A 19148-nucleotide genomic window follows, 5' to 3' on the forward strand; every position below is an offset into this window, starting at 1 on the left:
TGCGTAGCGCATTAACCCCAGGGGCAAACAATGAACCACGATATCCCATTAAAATATTTTGATATTGCCGATGAATATGCGACTGAATGCGCAGAACCTGTCGCAGACGCAGAACGCACACCGCTGGCCCACTACTTCCAGTTACTACTCACCCGTTTGATGAACAATGAAGAGATCAGCGAAGAAGCCCAGCATGACATGGCCGCTGAAGCGGGGATTAATTCCGCGCGCATTGATGAAATCGCAGAGTTTTTGAATCAATGGGGTAATGAGTAATTATACAATTGCAGGCGCCTGGTCAGTATCGTTGCCCGGATAAAGCGTTCATGCCGCATCCGGCTAAAAATGACACACTACCTGCTTTAATGGGTTTCTCACGATCGTACCGCTCCGTTCCTCGCTAAGATGTTCTGTGAGTTATAGTTATAGAGAAATCACGGGTACGAATGTTGAACAGATGGCGACGCCACCTGTTCAACGACCAACCACACGGCCCTCATTACGACCCCTGAACACAAACGGTAATGGCAAATGTCATTAAATATTAGTAAGATAGCCTCTTTACATAAAATCCCTTAATATTATGCGCCAGGTATTATCGTCTCTTTTGGTGATTGCTGGACTTGTGAGTGGTCAGGCAATAGCCGCGCCTGAACCCACCCCGCATGCTGATATCCGCGACAGCGGTTTTGTCTATTGCGTCAGCGGGCAAGTCAACACCTTTAACCCATCCAAAGCGAGCAGTGGGTTAATTGTCGATACCCTTGCCGCCCAGTTTTATGATCGACTGCTGGATGTCGATCCGTATACCTATCGCCTGATGCCAGAACTTGCCGAAAGCTGGGAAGTGCTCGACAACGGCGCGACTTATCGCTTCCATCTGCGTCGCGATGTCCCGTTTCAAAAAACCGCCTGGTTTACTCCCACTCGCAAAATGAATGCTGATGATGTGGTGTTTACCTTCCAACGGATTTTTGACCGCAATAACCCGTGGCATAACGTCAACGGTAGTAACTTCCCCTATTTCGACAGTCTGCAATTTGCCGATAACGTTAAAAGCGTCCGCAAGCTGGATAATCATACCGTTGAGTTCCGTCTCGCCCAGCCTGATGCATCTTTTTTGTGGCATCTGGCGACCCATTATGCATCGGTAATGTCTGCCGAATACGCCCAGAAATTAGAGAAAGAAGATCGCCAGGAGCAACTCGACCGTCAGCCGGTCGGCACCGGACCGTATCAATTGTCGGAATACCGCGCCGGGCAATATATTCGCTTACAACGTCATGATGACTTCTGGCGTGGCAAACCTTTGATGCCACAAGTGGTGGTGGATTTAGGTTCCGGTGGTACAGGACGATTGTCGAAACTCTTGACCGGGGAATGCGACGTCCTGGCCTGGCCTGCCGCCAGCCAGTTATCCATTTTGCGCGACGACCCGCGTTTGCGTTTAACGCTGCGTCCGGGGATGAACGTCGCCTATCTGGCGTTTAACACCGCTAAACCGCCGCTAAATAATCCGGCTGTCCGCCATGCTCTGGCGTTGGCTATCAATAACCAGCGCCTGATGCAATCCATCTATTATGGTACGGCTGAAACTGCGGCTTCTATTTTACCGCGCGCCTCGTGGGCTTATGACAACGAGGCTAAAATTACTGAATACAACCCTGCGAAATCGCGAGAACAACTGAAAGCGTTGGGGCTGGAAAACTTAACGCTGAAGCTGTGGGTGCCGACGCGCTCGCAGGCATGGAACCCCAGTCCGCTGAAAACCGCCGAACTGATTCAGGCGGATATGGCGCAGGTTGGCGTGAAAGTGGTGATTGTACCGGTAGAAGGTCGTTTTCAGGAGGCGCGGTTGATGGATATGAGCCATGATCTGACGTTATCCGGTTGGGCGACGGACAGTAACGACCCGGACAGTTTCTTCCGTCCGTTACTGAGCTGCGCAGCAATTCATTCGCAGACCAACCTCGCCCACTGGTGCGATCCGAAATTCGACAGCGTATTGCGTAAGGCGCTCTCCTCGCAGCAACTGGCGGCGCGCATTGAAGCCTATGACGAAGCGCAGAGTATTCTGGCGCAGGAATTACCTATTTTGCCGCTGGCGTCGTCATTGCGTTTGCAGGCCTATCGGTACGATATCAAAGGTCTGGTACTTAGCCCGTTTGGTAACGCCTCCTTTGCTGGTGTGTATCGCGAGAAGCAAGAAGAGGTGAAAAAACCATGATTATCTTCACCTTACGTCGTATTTTGTTATTAATCGTCACCTTGTTCCTGCTGACCTTTGTTGGCTTCAGTTTGAGCTATTTCACTCCACACGCGCCGTTACAAGGCGCGTCACTGTGGAATGCCTGGGTGTTCTGGTTTAACGGACTGATCCACTGGGATTTTGGTGTTTCCAGCATTAACGGCCAGCCTATTGCTGAACAGTTAAAAGAAGTCTTTCCGGCAACGATGGAGTTGTGCATCCTCGCCTTCGGTTTTGCGCTGATTGTCGGGATCCCAGTGGGGATGATTGCCGGGATTACACGCCATAAGTGGCAAGATAACTTGATCAACGCCATCGCGTTGCTGGGTTTTTCCATCCCGGTTTTCTGGCTCGCGTTACTGCTGACGCTGTTTTGTTCACTGACGTTGGGCTGGCTACCCGTTTCCGGGCGTTTCGATCTGCTCTATGAAGTGAAACCAATTACCGGTTTTGCGCTGATTGACGCCTGGCTTTCGGACTCGCCGTGGCGGGATGAAATGATCATGAGTGCACTTCGCCATATGGTGCTTCCGGTCATTACCCTGTCGGTTGCGCCAACGACCGAAGTGATCCGACTGATGCGTATCAGCACTATCGAAGTGTATGACCAGAACTATGTAAAAGCGGCAGCGACCCGAGGATTGTCTCGTTTTACCATTCTGCGTCGCCACGTGCTGCATAACGCGTTGCCGCCAGTCATTCCACGTCTGGGTTTACAGTTTTCCACTATGCTGACGCTGGCAATGATCACCGAAATGGTATTTAGCTGGCCAGGATTGGGGCGCTGGTTAATTAACGCCATCCGCCAACAAGATTATGCGGCGATTTCCGCCGGAGTGATGGTGTGCGGTTCATTGGTCATTATTATTAACGTGATATCTGATATTTTGGGTGCCATGGCTAACCCTCTGAAACATAAGGAATGGTATGCCTTACGATAGCGTATACAGCGAGAAGCGCCCGCCGGGCACGCTGCGTACTGCCTGGCGCAAATTTTATAGTGACGCCTCTGCGATGGTCGGCCTGTACGGCTGCGCGGGGCTGGCTGTACTTTGTATTTTTGGCGGCTGGTTTGCGCCTTACGGCATCGACCAGCAATTTCTCGGTTATCAATTATTGCCACCGTCATGGTCGCGCTATGGCGAAGTTTCTTTCTTCCTGGGGACTGACGACCTCGGACGCGATGTTTTAAGCCGTTTACTGAGCGGAGCTGCGCCAACCGTAGGTGGCGCATTTATGGTGACGCTTGCCGCGACGATCTGTGGCCTGGTACTGGGCACCTTCGCCGGGGCGACGCACGGCCTACGCTCAGCGGTGCTTAACCATATTCTGGATACCTTACTGGCGATTCCGTCCCTGCTGTTGGCGATTATCGTAGTGGCATTTGCCGGACCGAGTTTGTCACACGCCATGTTTGCCGTCTGGCTGGCACTGCTGCCGCGTATGGTGCGTTCAATTTACAGCATGGTGCATGACGAGCTGGAAAAAGAGTACGTTATCGCCGCTCGTCTGGATGGCGCAACGACGCTGAATATTCTCTGGTTTGCTGTGATGCCAAACATCACCGCCGGGCTGGTCACTGAGATCACCCGCGCACTGTCGATGGCAATTCTCGATATCGCCGCGTTGGGCTTTCTCGATCTCGGCGCACAACTCCCCTCGCCTGAATGGGGAGCGATGCTCGGTGATGCGCTGGAACTGATTTATGTCGCCCCGTGGACCGTAATGCTGCCAGGTGCGGCAATTATGATTAGCGTGCTGTTGGTTAACCTCCTTGGCGACGGTGTCCGTCGTGCAATTATTGCGGGGGTGGAATAATGCCATTACTCGATATTCGTAACCTGACCATTGAATTTAAAACCGGGGATGAGTGGGTTAAAGCCGTTGACCGGGTAAGTATGACCTTAACCGAAGGTGAAATCCGCGGTCTTGTTGGCGAATCTGGCTCCGGCAAAAGTTTGATTGCGAAAGCGATTTGTGGGGTGAATAAAGATAACTGGCGTGTTACCGCTGACCGAATGCGTTTTGATGATATCGATTTGCTGCGTCTCTCCGCACGCGAGCGGCGCAAACTGGTTGGACACAACGTGTCGATGATTTTCCAGGAGCCGCAGTCGTGTCTTGACCCTTCAGAACGTGTCGGTCGTCAGTTGATGCAAAACATCCCGGCCTGGACCTATAAAGGCCGTTGGTGGCAGCGTTTTGGCTGGCGCAAACGTCGCGCCATTGAGCTGCTACACCGCGTGGGGATTAAAGATCATAAAGATGCGATGCGCAGTTTTCCCTATGAGTTGACCGAAGGTGAATGCCAGAAAGTGATGATTGCCATTGCACTGGCGAATCAACCGCGTCTGCTGATTGCTGACGAACCGACCAACTCGATGGAGCCAACAACCCAGGCGCAAATTTTCCGCCTGCTGACGCGTCTCAACCAAAACAGCAACACCACTATTTTGCTTATCAGCCATGACTTACAAATGCTTAGCCAATGGGCGGATAAAATCAATGTGCTTTATTGTGGCCAGACAGTGGAAACCGCGCCAAGTAAGGAGTTGGTGACAATGCCGCATCATCCTTATACCCAGGCGCTGATCCGCGCGATACCAGACTTCGGCAGCGCGATGCCGCACAAAAGTCGCCTCAATACCTTGCCGGGCGCAATTCCGCTGCTGGAACAATTACCGATTGGTTGTCGTCTGGGGCCGCGTTGCCCTTATGCACAACGAGAATGCATTGTGACGCCACGTTTGACGGGGGCGAAAAATCATCTTTATGCCTGTCATTTCCCTCTGAACATGGAGAAAGAGTGAGATGATAGAAACTCTGCTCGAAGTGCGTAATTTAAGCAAAACGTTCCGCTACAGGACCGGCTGGTTTCGCCGTCAGACAGTCGAAGCGGTAAAACCATTGAGCTTTACGCTGCGTGAACGCCAGACGTTGGCGATTATTGGTGAGAACGGTTCCGGTAAATCGACGCTGGCAAAGATGCTGGCAGGAATGATTGAGCCAACCAGCGGCGAGTTATTGATTGACGATCACCCTCTACATTTTGGTGATTATTCCTTCCGAAGCCAGCGTATTCGCATGATTTTTCAGGATCCGTCGACTTCATTGAATCCGCGTCAACGTATTTCGCAGATCCTTGATTTTCCACTGCGTTTGAATACAGACCTGGAACCGGAACAGCGTCGGAAACAGATAATTGAAACAATGCGAATGGTCGGACTGCTGCCGGATCACGTCAGTTACTATCCGCATATGTTGGCACCAGGGCAAAAACAGCGTCTTGGTCTGGCGCGCGCACTGATATTGCGCCCCAAGGTCATTATTGCCGATGAAGCCCTCGCCTCGCTGGATATGTCGATGCGTTCGCAGTTAATTAATCTGATGCTGGAGTTACAAGAGAAACAAGGCATTTCGTATATTTATGTTACCCAGCATATCGGGATGATGAAGCACATCAGCGACCAGGTTCTGGTGATGCATCAGGGCGAAGTCGTCGAACGCGGTAGTACTGCGGATGTGTTGGCGTCGCCGCTGCATGAACTTACCAAGCGGCTCATTTCCGGCCACTTTGGCGAAGCGCTGACGGCGGATGCATGGCGTAAAGATCGCTGATTATCTGAACCCTCCTTCCAGATTATTCACCTCATTCTGACAAGGGATTAATTCTTGTCAGAATGGGCGGATGGATAAAATAAAATCAAATGCCCGTGATTTAAGACGCACTCTAACCCCGCAAGAACGCAAACTATGGCGATATTTTCGCAGCCGCCGCTTTTGTGACTTTAAATTTCGTCGACAACATCCGGTGGGGAATTACATTCTTGATTTTGCCTGCTGCTCGGCGCGTGTAGTAGTCGAGCTGGATGGAGGGCAGCATGATTTGGCAGTTGCCTATGATACCAAGCGCACACGCTGGCTTGAGTCGCAGGGCTGGACCGTGCTGCGTTTCTGGAATAACGAGGTTGATTGTAATGAGGAGGCGGTGCTGGAGATTATTCTGCAGGAACTGAACCGCCGGTCACCCTCACCCCAACCCTCACCCTGAAAGGGCGAGGGGGCTGTACGTGCCTGGTGCAGCTGCGATAAAAATGTTCAGCAAAGAGCGGTTAATACAATTTGCAACAAACCTGCACGACACATCAATCGCGCACAAGGCAGTCCCCTCGCCCCTCTGGGGAGTGGGTTAGGGTGAGGGGAAAAGCATACACCAATGCCCGCGCCCTGCTCCGGTCGGACCTGGCAACTATAGCCACCCACAGCCAGGTTGATTATAATAACCGTTTATCTGTTCGTACTGTTTACTAAAACGACGAATCGCCTGATTTTCAGGCACAACAAGCATCAACAATAAGGATTAAAGCTATGGGTTTTCTTTCCGGTAAGCGCATTCTGGTAACCGGTGTTGCCAGCAAACTATCCATCGCCTACGGTATCGCTCAGGCGATGCACCGCGAAGGAGCTGAACTGGCATTCACCTACCAGAACGACAAACTGAAAGGCCGCGTAGAAGAATTTGCCGCTCAATTGGGTTCTGACATCGTTCTGCAGTGCGATGTTGCAGAAGATGCCAGCATCGACACCATGTTCGCTGAACTGGGTAAAGTCTGGCCGAAGTTTGACGGCTTTGTACACTCTATTGGTTTTGCACCAGGCGATCAGCTGGATGGCGACTATGTTAACGCCGTTACCCGTGAAGGCTTCAAAATTGCCCACGACATCAGCTCTTACAGCTTTGTTGCAATGGCAAAAGCTTGCCGCTCCATGCTGAATCCGGGTTCTGCTCTGCTGACCCTTTCCTACCTGGGCGCTGAGCGCGCTATTCCGAACTACAACGTTATGGGTCTGGCGAAAGCGTCTCTGGAAGCTAACGTGCGCTATATGGCCAACGCAATGGGGCCGGAAGGCGTTCGTGTTAACGCCATCTCCGCAGGCCCGATCCGTACGCTGGCCGCTTCTGGCATCAAAGACTTCCGTAAAATGCTGGCACACTGCGAAGCCGTTACGCCGATTCGTCGTACCGTTACCATTGAAGATGTGGGTAACTCCGCAGCGTTCCTGTGCTCCGATCTCTCTGCCGGTATCTCCGGCGAAGTGGTCCACGTTGACGGCGGTTTCAGCATCGCTGCAATGAACGAACTGGAACTGAAATAATCATTCAGTTGGTCAAGATGGGCGGCGCTCTGTCGCCCGTTTTCTCTGTTATATCTTTCTGATATTTGTTATCGCCGATCCGTCTTTCTCCCCTTCCCGCCTTGAGTCAGGATAACGATTTCCGTTATGACCAAGGAGCGCCCATGGAACAACGCCACAGTTCAGGCAAAAGCCACTGGTATCACGAGATCCAATCCAGCACTTCAGAGCATAACGTTCTGCCACTTGTCCCCGAAGCCGCAAAGGTCAACGACCCTTTTTTGCTCGACGTGATTCTTGAGGAACAAACGCTGGCCCCCTTTCAGTCATGGCTGGCACCCGCACGTGCACTTGCTGGAGATTTGTTCCCGGATCAGCTGGCAGTGACCCGATTGCAGACATTCACCGCTTATGAACGTCTGTCTACAGCCCTGACGGTTGCCCAGGTCTGCGGCGTTCAGCGGTTGTGTAACTACTATTCCGCGCGCCTGACACCGCTTCCCGGACCGGATTCCTCCAGGGAGAGCAATCATCGGCTGGCGCAAATCACACAATATGCCCGCCAACTGGCCTTCTCTCCATCTATTATTGACGGCCGCTCCCGTGAGCATCTTAAAGATGTCGGCCTTACCGCCTGGGACTGTGTGTTCATTAACCAAATTATTGGCTTTGTCGGTTTTCAGGCGCGAGTGATTGCCACATTGCAGGCTTATCTCGAGCAACCAGTACGTTGGCTACCCGGTCTGGAGATGCAAAACTATGCCGATACTTCACTGTTTGCGAATGAATCAACTCGCTGGCGTACCTGCTACGCCGTAGAAAAATCATCTGAAGATGCGGTGAACAGTTCGACGGTTGAACTCTGCCAACTGACCGAAATACTCAACCTTCACCCTGCTCTACTTTCACGTCTTGAGGAGCTATTCACCAGCACATTGGTTAGAGCAAAACCCAGCCATCAACTTGCAACGTTGTTAACCGCGCGGATTAATGGCAGCAGTACCTGCTTCGCTACCCAAACACATTCAACAAAAGAATATAAAGAGGCAATCCCCATTCTACGTCAGGGCGAAAATGAAATTAACCAATGGGCTGACCGTCATTCTGTTGAGCGCGCCACCGTTCAGGCGATACAATGGCTGACCCGAGCACCCGATCGCTTTAGCGCCGCCCAGTTAAGCCCATTACTCGAACACGAAATATCATCAACGCAGGTTATTAATCTGTTGGTATGGAGCGGGCTTTGTGGCTGGATCAATCGCTTAAAAATCGCGTTGGGTGAAACATATTAACCTTGCTGCGTCAGGCAGAATCGCGTAAAACTGTCAGCCGCTCTAATGGCCACGAAAATAGACAATTATGTTTCAGGACAACCCGCTGCTAGCGCAGCTTAAACAGCAACTGCATTCCCAGACGCCCCGCGCTGAAGGGGTGGTAAAAGCCACTGAAAAAGGCTTTGGCTTCCTGGAAGTCGATGCACAGAAAAGTTATTTCATTCCGCCGCCGCAAATGAAAAAAGTCATGCATGGCGACCGAATTATCGCGGTGATCCACAGTGAAAAAGAGCGTGAATCCGCAGAGCCAGAAGAACTGGTTGAACCGTTTCTGACTCGTTTCGTGGGTAAAGTTCAGGGCAAAAATGACCGTCTGGCCATCATTCCTGATCATCCACTCTTAAAAGACGCCATTCCTTGCCGCGCTGCCCGTGGCCTGAACCACGAGTTTAAAGAAGGCGACTGGGCGGTTGCCGAAATGCGCCGTCATCCATTGAAAGGCGATCGTTCTTTCTATGCAGAACTCACGCAGTACATCACTTTTGGCGACGATCACTTCGTACCGTGGTGGGTAACTCTGGCGCGTCATAACCTGGAAAAAGAAGCGCCGAACGGCGTTGCTACTGAAATGCTCGACGAAGGTCTGGTGCGCGAAGATCTGACTGCACTGGATTTTGTCACCATCGATAGCGCCAGCACGGAAGATATGGATGACGCCCTCTTCGCGAAGGCTCTCCCGGATGACAAACTGCAACTGATCGTGGCGATTGCCGATCCAACCGCGTGGATTGCAGAAGGTAGCAAGCTGGACAAGGCGGCAAAAGTTCGTGCATTCACCAACTATCTGCCAGGTTTCAACATTCCAATGCTGCCGCGTGAGCTTTCCGACGATCTCTGCTCACTGCGCGCCAATGAAGTTCGCCCGGTACTGGCGTGTCGGATGACGCTCTCTGCTGATGGCACCATTGAAGATAATATCGAATTCTTTGCCGCTACTATCGAGTCCAAAGCGAAACTGGTTTATGACCAGGTTTCCGACTGGCTGGAAAACACCGGCGACTGGCAGCCAGACAGTGAGGCAATTGCCGAACAAATTCGCCTCCTGGCGCAAATTTGTCAGCGTCGCGGTGAGTGGCGCCATAACCATGCACTGGTGTTTAAAGATCGCCCGGATTACCGTTTTATTCTCGGTGAAAAAGGTGAAGTGCTGGATATTGTCGCAGAGCCTCGTCGTATCGCCAACCGTATCGTCGAAGAAGCGATGATTGCGGCTAACATTTGTGCTGCCCGCGTACTGCGCGATAAGCTCGGTTTTGGCATCTATAACGTGCATATGGGCTTTGATCCGGCAAATGCTGAAGCGCTTGCAGCATTGCTAAAAACGCACGGCCTGCATGTCGATGCTGAAGAAGTGCTCACGCTGGATGGTTTCTGCAAGCTGCGTCGCGAACTGGATGCGCAACCGACCGGTTTCCTCGACAGCCGTATTCGTCGTTTCCAGTCCTTTGCCGAAATCAGCACTGAGCCAGGCCCTCACTTTGGCCTCGGCCTGGAAGCGTATGCCACCTGGACCTCGCCGATCCGTAAATATGGCGACATGATCAACCATCGCCTGCTGAAAGCGATTATTAAAGGCGAAACGGCAACGCGTCCGCAGGATGATATCACCGCACAAATGGCTGAACGTCGTCGTCTCAACCGGATGGCGGAGCGTGATGTCGGTGACTGGTTATACGCCCGTTTCCTGAAAGACAAAGCCGGGACCGACACCCGTTTTGCAGCGGAAATCGTTGATATCAGCCGTGGCGGCATGCGAGTGCGTCTGGTTGATAATGGCGCTATCGCCTTTATTCCTGCACCATTCTTACACGCCGTGCGCGATGAACTGGTTTGCAGCCAGGAAAACGGCACCGTGCAGATTAAAGGTGAAACGGTTTACAAGGTAACTGATGTTATCGACGTCACTATTGCCGAAGTTCGCATGGAAACTCGCAGCATTATTGCTCGTCCGGTAGCGTAATATTATTTTGCGGCCCATTCATTACGGATGGGCCGTTTACTTTATTCTTCTCCGCATTCGTTTTTATCCCCCCAGATTTTTTTCACAGACTTTCGTTTGTAAACTGGCGTTTTTCCAAAACTGGATTACAAATAAATATATAAATAAAACAATACGTTTAGCCGTCGCTAATTTTATGTAAGTCGTGTTGGACCTTTCTTTTAATCGCGAACTCCGCTGTTAACCGGAAGACACGCTTCATGAAAACAGTTAGGGAGTCCACAACGTTGTACAACTTTCTCGGATCGCACAACCCATACTGGCGTTTGTCGGAAAGCAGCGATGTTTTGCGCTTTTCCGCCGCCGAAACCACAGAACCTGAACGTACTTTGCAGTTAACTGCCGAACAGGCTGCTCGCATCAGGGAAATGACGGTCATCACTTCCAGCCTGATGATGAGTCTGACCGTCAATGAGAGCGATCTTTCTGTGCATCTGGTTGGACGAAAAATCAATAAGCGCGAGTGGGGAGGCAACGCGTTTGCATGGCATGACACACTTGCAGTAGCCCGCGATTTATCGCATGGACTCTCTTTTGCTGAACAGGTAGTGTCTGAAGCTCATTCCGCGATAGTCATTCTTGACAGCCGGGGGAATATCCAACGTTTTAACCGATTATGTGAAGAATACACAGGTTTCAAAGAGCACGATGTCATTGGGCAAAGCGTATTTAAGCTGTTTATGAGTCGTCGTGAAGCTGCAGCATCCAGCCGTAATAACCGTGGCTTTTTTCGCAGTGGCAATGCTTATGAAATTGAGCTCTGGATACCAACGCGCAAAGGTCAACGGCTATTTCTGTTTCGCAATAAATTTGTGCACAGCGGTAGCGGCAAAAATGAGATCTATTTAATCTGCTCCGGTACCGATATTACCGAAGAGCGTCGCGCCCAGGAACGGCTCCGCATACTGGCAAATACCGACAGCATCACCGGACTGCCGAATCGTAACGCCATGCAGGAGTTAATCGATCATGCTATTAATCAGGCTGACGACTGTAAAGTTGGTGTTGTATACCTTGATTTAGACAATTTTAAAAAGGTAAACGACGCTTACGGGCATTTATTTGGCGACCAGTTGTTACGTGAGGTGTCACTGGCCATTTTAAGCTGCCTTGAACAGGATCAGGTGCTGGCTCGTCCTGGCGGGGATGAGTTTCTGGTGCTGGCGCCCAATACATCACAAAGCGCACTGGAAGCGATGGCATCGCGTATTTTAACCCGGCTTCGCCAACCCTTCCGCATTGGTTTAATAGAAGTCTATACAGGCTGTTCCGTCGGTATTTCACTTTCGCCACAACATGGTATGGACAGCGCAGCCATTATTCGCCATGCCGATACCGCAATGTACACCGCAAAAGAAGGTGGACGCGGACAATTCTGTGTTTTTTCGCCAGAAATGAACCAACGGGTTTTCGAATATCTCTGGCTTGATACCAACCTGCGCAAGGCACTGGAAAACGATCAGTTAGTTATTCACTATCAACCGAAAATCACCTGGCGAGGTGAAGTAAGAAGTCTGGAAGCGTTGGTGCGCTGGCAGTCGCCTGAACGCGGACTAATTCCCCCGTTAGACTTTATTTCCTATGCAGAAGAGTCTGGGCTAATTGTTCCATTAGGACGTTGGGTGATTCTCGAGGTGGTGCGTCAGATAGCGAAATGGCGTGACAAAGGCATTAATCTGCGAGTCGCGGTGAACATCTCTGCTCGCCAGTTTGCCGATCAAACTCTTTTTACCGATCTGAAACAGGTTCTTCAAGAACTGAATTTTGAATACTGCCCTATTGATATCGAGTTAACTGAGAGCTGTCTGATAGAAAATGATGATCTCGCCCTCTGCGTTATTCAGCAATTTAGTCAGTTAGGCGCACAAGTGCATTTGGATGATTTTGGCACCGGCTACTCTTCGCTTTCGCAACTGGCCCGCTTTCCCATTGATGCGATTAAACTTGACCAGGCTTTTGTCCGTAATATTCACAAACAACCTGTCTCGCAGTCATTAGTGCGCGCGATTGTCGCCGTCGCCCAGGCATTGAATCTGCAAGTCATCGCCGAAGGCGTGGAAAGCGCAAAAGAAGATGCCTTTTTGACCAAAAACGGCATCAATGAGAGACAAGGATTTTTGTTTGCCAAACCAATGCCTGCCGTGGCCTTCGAACGTTGGTTTAAACGTTACCTGAAACGCTTATAAAGAGACGAATGTATATAATTAGCGATATATAATCTTATCACATGTCATTTTCTCGAATGAAAATTGGCCTTTGCCACTATACGCTTTTCTTTTAGGGGCAATTTTTGCATTATTCATTTTTACCTTTATTTGCCATAAGGATGCCCTCATGTCTGAATTTGATGCCCAGCGCGTTGCCGAACGTATTGATATTGTGTTAGATATCCTTGTGGCGGGCGATCACCACTCTGCGATCCATAATCTCGAGATACTTAAAGCAGAACTCTTGCGCCAGGTTGCTGCATCTACGCCAGACATCCCGAAGGCACCGTGGGAGATTTAACAGTCGTGCTTTCAGGCTTTCCATTTAGCAGAAAAGGATGCCAGGCGCGTCAGCTTTTTTATTGAATATTATAACGTTATAAGAATTACAGCGATGAATTCCCGACAACAAAAAATTCTACAGATGGTCATTGACCAGGGTCAGGTTAGCGTAACCGAACTGGCAAAAGCCACTGGTGTTTCTGAAGTTACTATTCGCCAGGATCTCAACACCCTCGAAAAACTGAGTTATCTGCGCCGTGCACATGGTTTTGCGGTTTCGCTTGATAGCGATGATGTTGAAACCCGGATGATGAGTAATTATACGCTGAAGCGTGAACTTGCTGAGTTTGCGGCCTCTCTGGTTCAACCAGGTGAAACTATCTTTATTGAAAATGGCAGCAGCAATGCCCTTCTGGCTCGCACGTTAGGCGAACAGAAGAAAGATGTAACCATCATTACGGTTAGCAGCTACATTGCGCATTTGTTGAAAGACGCCCCCTGTGAAGTCATTTTACTCGGTGGCGTGTACCAGAAAAAAAGCGAAAGCATGGTTGGCCCTCTGACACGTCAGTGTATCCAGCAGGTTCATTTCAGTAAGGCATTTATTGGTATTGATGGCTGGCAACCTGAAACTGGATTTACTGGGCGCGACATGATGCGTACCGACGTGGTCAATGCAGTGCTGGAAAAAGAGTGCGAAGCAATAGTTCTGACGGACAGCTCAAAATTTGGTGCCGTACATTCTTACTCCATTGGCCCTGTTGAGAAAATCAAACGGGTCATCACCGACTCGAAGATACCTGCCAGCCACCTGTTGCATCTTGAGCATAATAAACTGACGGTTCACGTCGTCGATAATTAATTCCCCCTCCTCTATGGATGATTTGCCGTTTTGCAAATCATCCGCTCTAAGATGATTCCTGGCTGTTAATTAAGACTATTTACCTGTACTTAAAACCTCAAAGTCATAAAATTAACATTAGCGATATAACAGGAAGTGACTGTCACCTGCGTGATATAACCCTGCGCGAGAGGATTTCACGGAAAATAACTTTTTCAGAAAGCATCTTAACTATTATAGTTAAAGAGAGCTTACTTCCGTGAATCATAAATTCAGGAGAGAGTATTATGTTTGTAACGAGCAAAAAAATGACCGCGGCTGTTCTGGCGATTACGCTGGCTATGTCTCTGAGTGCCTGTTCCAACTGGTCTAAACGAGATCGCAATACCGCAATCGGTGCGGGTGCAGGTGCTTTAGGTGGTGCAGTACTGACTGACGGTAGCACGCTGGGTACGTTAGGCGGCGCAGCAGTCGGTGGTATTATTGGCCACCAGGTCGGTAAATAATCGTAAATAAATGTCGATTAGCGACTCGCAATTATAATACGCTTAACTCTGTTCAGTACGAAATAACTGAATAATACACACAGTAAAATAAACGAAAGCCACGGAATATTTCCGTGGCTTTTTTTGTTAACCGCCAGCGAGCTTTACCTTCATACCTTTCGCTTCGAGCATTGATTTTAATAAATCACGCTTATCTCCCTGAATTTCGATAATTCCCTCTTTTACTGACCCTCCGCACCCGCATTTTTTCTTCAGTTCTGCCGCTAGCTTTGTCAGTTCAGCTTCATCGAGATCAACACCAGTAATCAGGCAAACACCCTTACCTTTGCGGCCGCTGGTTTGACGTTGAATACGCACAACGCCGTCACCTTTAGGCCGTACAGGGGCCACTTTCGGTTCATCGATACGTCCAGTCTCCGTTGAATAGACCAGACGGCTGTTGGAATCACTCATTATGCACTCCGCTGTAACGAGGCGTTGATCGCTTTCAGCGTTTGCGCTGGGTCCGCAGATTGCGTCACCGGGCGACCAATCACCATATAATCAACCCCAGCCGCCAGCGCCTGTTCTGGCGTCATAATGCGGCGCTGGTCGCCAGCATCACTTCCCTGCGGACGAATACCCGGCGTAACCAGTTTGAAGTCCTGACCAAACGCTTGTTTAAAACGAACGGCTTCCTGGGCAGAACACACCACGCCATCAAGACCACATTTTTGTGTCAGCGCTGCCAGACGTTCTGCATAATCTGCTGGTGACAGTGTCACGCCGAGGTCCGCCAGATCGCTTGATTCCATGCTGGTCAGCACAGTTACCGCTATTAACAACGGCGCGTCTTTGCCAAACGGAACCAGCGCCTCACGAGCTGCGGTCATCATTCGCGCCCCGCCAGAGGCATGAACATTCACCATCCACACACCTAAGTCAGCCGCTGCGGCCACGGCGTGCGCTGCTGTGTTGGGAATGTCGTGAAATTTCAGGTCAAGGAAGATATCAAAACCACGCTCTTGCAGTTCACGGACAAACTGTGGACCAAACAGCGTAAACATCTCTTTGCCAACTTTCAGACGACAATCGCGTGGGTCGATTTTGTCGACAAATGCCAACGCGGCATTCCGATTATTATAATCGAGGGCAACAACGACGGAAGAGCTCGTAACAGCGCGGGAAGAAGATGAAGCAGTTAACGTCATGACCAGACCTTCTTGATGATGGGCACCGGAAGTGGCGCGAAAAAGGTAAACGGCGTGCATTCTACCCGTGGAAATAAAAAATTAACAGTTGCGATTTCTCCCCTGCGAGGCTTTTCCATGTAGGAGTTACCGAAGCACATTTGTTGCAAACAACTATTAGTATGTTGTAACTAAAGTCGATTTTTTTTAAAAATTACAGGCCGTCCAGACCGCGAATTGGTTTAATGGTCGACCAGGCCCGACAGGACGGACAATGCCAGTAGAGGGTATAAGCGGTAAAACCGCACTTCTGGCAGCGATAACGCGGCTTACTGCGTACCTTCTCACCAACCATATCGCGCAGCACCATCAGACTCTCTTTTGCACGCCCTTCTTCCGCTTCATTGAGATGGTAATCCATCAATTTGTGGAACACGCGCATGGTGGGGTGACGTTGCAACTGGCGCGTAATATAAACCTGAGCTGCATCGCTCCCATCACGCGACTCAATGATGTCAGCAAGCATCAGTTCAGCATCAGCACCCGTATTTTCTTCCACCGCTCGCTGGAGAAACTCGGCCCATTCGGCAGTTTTACCCAGTTGCTGATAGCAGGTTTGCAGCATTTCCAGCGTTTCGCTGACCAGTTCTCTGTCCTGAGAAATAACGCGTTGCAGGCTTTCGACCGCTTTGCCGTACTCGCCTTTGGCCATAAATACACGCCCCATCATGATGGATACGCGCGCGCTGTTTTTGTCGGCCGCAGCCCCTTTTTTCAGCAACGTCATGGCTCGATCGAGATCGTCGCTGGCAATGTATTGAAGAGCCAATTCACAATAGAAATGAGCTATTTCAACCCGCTGTTTATCTTTACCCAGCTTAACCAAACGTTCGGCGACATCGATCGCCTTTTGCCATTCACTGGTGGCCTGGTAGATTTGCAGGAGTTGTTGCAATGCGCCAACGCGGAAGTCAGTTTCATCAGTCAATTGATTAAACATATCTTCCGCACGATCGTACAACCCGGCAGCCATGTAATCACGACCCAGTTGCTGAATTGCCAATAGGCGCTGTTCATAGGTCAGCGAGGCGCTTTCCATTAAGGTTTGGTGGATGCGAATTGCGCGATCGACTTCGCCACGGGATCGGAACAAGTTTCCGAGCGTAAGGTGGGCTTCAACAGTGCCGGTGTCCTCTTTGAGCATATCGAGGAACAGGTCCACCGCTTTATCTTGTTGATTGCTAAGCAGAAAGTTAACCCCTGCCACGTAATCACGCGACAGGCGGTTTGCTTCATCTTGCTTGTTTTGTTGCGCACTTCTGCGGCCCATATACCAGCCATAGGCAGCGGCTACAGGCAAAAGCAGAAACAACAACTCCAGCATAGAAGGTTATTCCTTCGCCACTGACGCATGCGGCGCTACCGCCACATCAGTCGCGGGTGAAAGCTGGTTTTCCAGTCGCTTTATTTTACGTTCAGCACGCGCCAGAGAAACACGAACTCGCAGCCAGAACAGTCCACAAATTAACCAACCGATAGCAAAACCCGCAGCAAACAATACCGCCAGCAAAGTAGAGATACGATACTCCCCTTGCGCTAACAGATAGTTAAACGTCACCTGTTGATCGTTCTGCGCACCTAATGTGACCGAGATCACGAAAATCGCTAACACCAATAAGAAAATGAGTAAATATTTCACATTACTTCCCGTTATGTGGTTAGAGCGCATAAATTATGGTCAACTTACCGCAATAGCCCTTTAAAGTACCATTTTCACGCCGACTGCGAAATGGCAACTACGTGCATTGTTGGTGATTTAAGGGCGAAAATCAGAAAATCAACCAGCGTTAACTTTCTTCTTCTCGTTGCGCTATCTCACGATTTTCTTCCGGAGGTGGTGTTAGTGGCCCACAAATTCGTTGTGCAAGCCAGGTTGCCACCGCCACCAGCGCCCACGATATCAATGTAGCCACCACCAAATCACGCGGCCAATGCATCCCGAGCAGTAGGCGGCTTCCCATGACTCCCGTGGCCCAAACCAGCAAGAGTGCAATGGTGAACGTTCGCCGACGCGGCCACAGTAACCCAACGGCCAGCAGCGCCCAACTGGCAGCAAACATGGTGTGACCGGAAGGAAAGGCAAAACCCGTCTCTTTCTGCCAGTGAGAGCGTAAATAGCCCGGTATATTATTTTCTGCAGCCAACTGTTCTTTCACTAAACTTCCGCGTTCCGCACGTTTTAAAGTGTAGAACTCCCCAACCGGAATATGATGTGTTTTTTCCAGCCATATCACAAAGGGACGCGGCTCCTGAACTTTATCTTTTATCCAGGATTTCACTCCTTGTCCAATGAGGATCGCCGCAGCCAGAATGGTAAACAGCATAATTGCGGCTTTGAGGCGAAAACGCAGACACCAGAGAAACCAAGCGAATAAAATCAGATGTGTAATGACGCCCCAGGGCTGAGTGACGGTTTCAGTGACCCAAAAGGCCGCTTTTAACAGCCAACTTTGATCTCCTGGTTGCCAACGCCAGCCAGAAATCCATACAGCTACCGGCATTACAAGTAATAGTGCAGCTCCCACTGCGGTACGTCTGGCAATCGAACGCATGGCCTCTCCTTTTTATAATTCCCACAATCATAACTGAAAATGCCTGCTCCAGTAAAAATTGACAGATTTGTGCCATTCAGTGAACGATTGGCGCGTCGTGATTAGGAGAACCCCTTCGCGTTATGGCAAAATAAGCCAATACAGAACCAGCATTATCTGGAGAATTTCATGCAGCTTAAACGTGTGGCAGAAGCCAAACTGCCAACCCCATGGGGCGATTTCCTGATGGTGGGATTTGAAGAACTGGCAACCGGACACGATCATGTCGCGTTAGTTTATGGCGATATTTCAGGACATACCCCTGTCCTGGCACGCGTCCATTCTGAGTGTCTGACCGGTGATGCCCTGTTCAGCTTGCGCTGCGATTGCGGCTTCCAGCTTGAAGCGGCACTGACACACATTGCCGAAGAAGGCCGTGGTATTTTGCTGTACCACCGTCAGGAAGGACGTAACATCGGTTTGTTGAATAAAATCCGAGCTTATGCGTTACAGGATCAAGGTTACGATACTGTAGAGGCCAATCATCAGTTAGGTTTCGCCGCTGATGAACGTGATTTCACCCTCTGCGCCGATATGTTCAAGTTACTGGGCGTCAATGAAGTCCGTCTGTTAACCAACAACCCGAAAAAAGTCGAAATTCTGACCGAAGCGGGTATCAACATTGTTGAACGCGTGCCGTTGATTGTTGGTCGTAACCCAAATAATGAACACTATCTCGATACTAAAGCCGAGAAAATGGGCCATTTGCTCAACAAATAACTCTGTTCGCTACGGTTTTAATATATTTGCCGGATGATCCATCATCCGGCAAATA

21 protein-coding genes are annotated in these 19148 nt (G+C 50.1%); 15 read left to right on the top strand and 6 right to left on the bottom strand.

Annotated features, from left to right (window positions below; translation table 11 throughout):
• Positions 1-30: 30 nt before the first annotated feature.
• The 10 genes from D9742_RS07265 (at position 31) to rnb (ending at position 10678) form a co-directional block, all read left to right on the top strand.
• Entirely contained in the window at positions 31-276 is a 246-nt protein-coding gene (locus D9742_RS07265) for a DUF2543 family protein (protein ID WP_001015097.1), read from the top strand.
• 307 nt (positions 277-583) lie between these two features.
• The gene (gene sapA, locus D9742_RS07270; protein WP_130236450.1) at positions 584-2227 is read left to right on the top strand and encodes an ABC transporter substrate-binding protein SapA; all 1644 of its coding nucleotides are present in this window, start codon (positions 584-586) and stop codon (positions 2225-2227) included.
• A complete protein-coding gene (gene sapB / locus D9742_RS07275) occupies positions 2224-3189 on the top strand; it encodes a putrescine export ABC transporter permease SapB (RefSeq protein WP_064527260.1) in 966 nt (321 codons plus the stop codon). The genes sapA and sapB overlap by 4 nt, the downstream gene beginning before the upstream one ends.
• A complete protein-coding gene (sapC, locus tag D9742_RS07280) occupies positions 3176-4066 on the top strand; it encodes a peptide ABC transporter permease SapC (RefSeq protein ID WP_130236451.1) in 891 nt (296 codons plus the stop codon). The genes sapB and sapC overlap by 14 nt, the downstream gene beginning before the upstream one ends.
• Complete coding sequence (gene sapD / locus D9742_RS07285; protein ID WP_001128858.1) at positions 4066-5058, top strand: peptide ABC transporter ATP-binding protein SapD; 993 nt, start codon at positions 4066-4068, stop codon at positions 5056-5058. Before sapC ends, sapD begins: the two co-directional genes overlap by 1 nt.
• A 1-nt stretch (position 5059) precedes the next feature.
• The gene (gene sapF, locus D9742_RS07290) at positions 5060-5866 is read left to right on the top strand and encodes a peptide ABC transporter ATP-binding protein SapF (RefSeq protein WP_000573415.1); all 807 of its coding nucleotides are present in this window, start codon (positions 5060-5062) and stop codon (positions 5864-5866) included.
• A 70-nt stretch (positions 5867-5936) separates the two neighbouring features.
• Positions 5937-6299, top strand: a complete 363-nt coding sequence (locus D9742_RS07295) for a DUF559 domain-containing protein (RefSeq protein WP_130236452.1) — start codon at positions 5937-5939, stop codon at positions 6297-6299.
• Positions 6300-6616: 317 nt separating this feature from the next.
• A complete protein-coding gene (gene fabI / locus D9742_RS07300; protein WP_000506490.1) occupies positions 6617-7405 on the top strand; it encodes an enoyl-ACP reductase FabI in 789 nt (262 codons plus the stop codon).
• Positions 7406-7548: 143 nt separating this feature from the next.
• Entirely contained in the window at positions 7549-8676 is a 1128-nt protein-coding gene (locus tag D9742_RS07305; protein ID WP_130236453.1) for a CMD domain-containing protein, read from the top strand.
• Between the two features lie 67 nt (positions 8677-8743).
• Positions 8744-10678, top strand: coding sequence for an exoribonuclease II (rnb, locus tag D9742_RS07310; protein WP_130236454.1), 1935 nt, complete (start codon positions 8744-8746; stop codon positions 10676-10678).
• 63 nt (positions 10679-10741) lie between these two features.
• On the opposite strand, the gene D9742_RS07315 is transcribed toward rnb, so the two are convergent.
• Entirely contained in the window at positions 10742-10855 is a 114-nt protein-coding gene (locus D9742_RS07315) for a hypothetical protein (protein WP_130236527.1), read from the bottom strand.
• A gap of 62 nt (positions 10856-10917) precedes the next feature.
• Here D9742_RS07315 and pdeR point away from each other — a divergent pair, with 62 nt between their 5' ends.
• The 4 genes from pdeR to osmB all read left to right on the top strand — a co-directional run bounded on the left by pdeR (position 10918) and on the right by osmB (position 14553).
• A complete protein-coding gene (gene pdeR / locus D9742_RS07320) occupies positions 10918-12903 on the top strand; it encodes a cyclic di-GMP phosphodiesterase (protein ID WP_130236455.1) in 1986 nt (661 codons plus the stop codon).
• Positions 12904-13051: 148 nt separating this feature from the next.
• Positions 13052-13225: a protein YciZ gene (gene yciZ / locus D9742_RS07325; protein ID WP_130208833.1), complete on the top strand. Its 174-nt coding sequence runs from the start codon at positions 13052-13054 to the stop codon at positions 13223-13225.
• Between the two features lie 93 nt (positions 13226-13318).
• Positions 13319-14068: a DNA-binding transcriptional regulator YciT gene (locus tag D9742_RS07330; RefSeq protein WP_130236456.1), complete on the top strand. Its 750-nt coding sequence runs from the start codon at positions 13319-13321 to the stop codon at positions 14066-14068.
• A gap of 266 nt (positions 14069-14334) precedes the next feature.
• Positions 14335-14553, top strand: a complete 219-nt coding sequence (gene osmB / locus D9742_RS07335; RefSeq protein ID WP_000498252.1) for an osmotically-inducible lipoprotein OsmB — start codon at positions 14335-14337, stop codon at positions 14551-14553.
• Positions 14554-14679: 126 nt separating this feature from the next.
• On the opposite strand, the gene yciH is transcribed toward osmB, so the two are convergent.
• The 5 genes from yciH to pgpB all read right to left on the bottom strand — a co-directional run bounded on the left by yciH (position 14680) and on the right by pgpB (position 18334).
• On the bottom strand, positions 14680-15006 hold the full coding sequence (gene yciH / locus D9742_RS07340) for a stress response translation initiation inhibitor YciH (RefSeq protein ID WP_130236457.1): 327 nt from the start codon (positions 15004-15006) through the stop codon (positions 14680-14682).
• The gene (gene pyrF, locus D9742_RS07345; RefSeq protein ID WP_130236458.1) at positions 15006-15743 is read right to left on the bottom strand and encodes an orotidine-5'-phosphate decarboxylase; all 738 of its coding nucleotides are present in this window, start codon (positions 15741-15743) and stop codon (positions 15006-15008) included. The genes yciH and pyrF overlap by 1 nt, the downstream gene beginning before the upstream one ends.
• A gap of 193 nt (positions 15744-15936) precedes the next feature.
• Positions 15937-17106, bottom strand: coding sequence for a lipopolysaccharide assembly protein LapB (gene lapB, locus D9742_RS07350; protein WP_130236459.1), 1170 nt, complete (start codon positions 17104-17106; stop codon positions 15937-15939).
• A 6-nt stretch (positions 17107-17112) separates the two neighbouring features.
• Positions 17113-17421, bottom strand: a complete 309-nt coding sequence (gene lapA / locus D9742_RS07355; RefSeq protein ID WP_130208843.1) for a lipopolysaccharide assembly protein LapA — start codon at positions 17419-17421, stop codon at positions 17113-17115.
• Positions 17422-17569: 148 nt separating this feature from the next.
• Entirely contained in the window at positions 17570-18334 is a 765-nt protein-coding gene (gene pgpB / locus D9742_RS07360; protein WP_130236460.1) for a phosphatidylglycerophosphatase B, read from the bottom strand.
• A gap of 168 nt (positions 18335-18502) precedes the next feature.
• On the opposite strand from pgpB, the gene ribA reads away from it, so the two are divergent.
• A complete protein-coding gene (gene ribA / locus D9742_RS07365; RefSeq protein WP_064527224.1) occupies positions 18503-19093 on the top strand; it encodes a GTP cyclohydrolase II in 591 nt (196 codons plus the stop codon).
• Positions 19094-19148: the final 55 nt, after the last annotated feature.

It is taken from the genome of Escherichia sp. E1V33, from assembly GCF_004211955.1.
GTDB lineage: Bacteria > Pseudomonadota > Gammaproteobacteria > Enterobacterales > Enterobacteriaceae > Escherichia.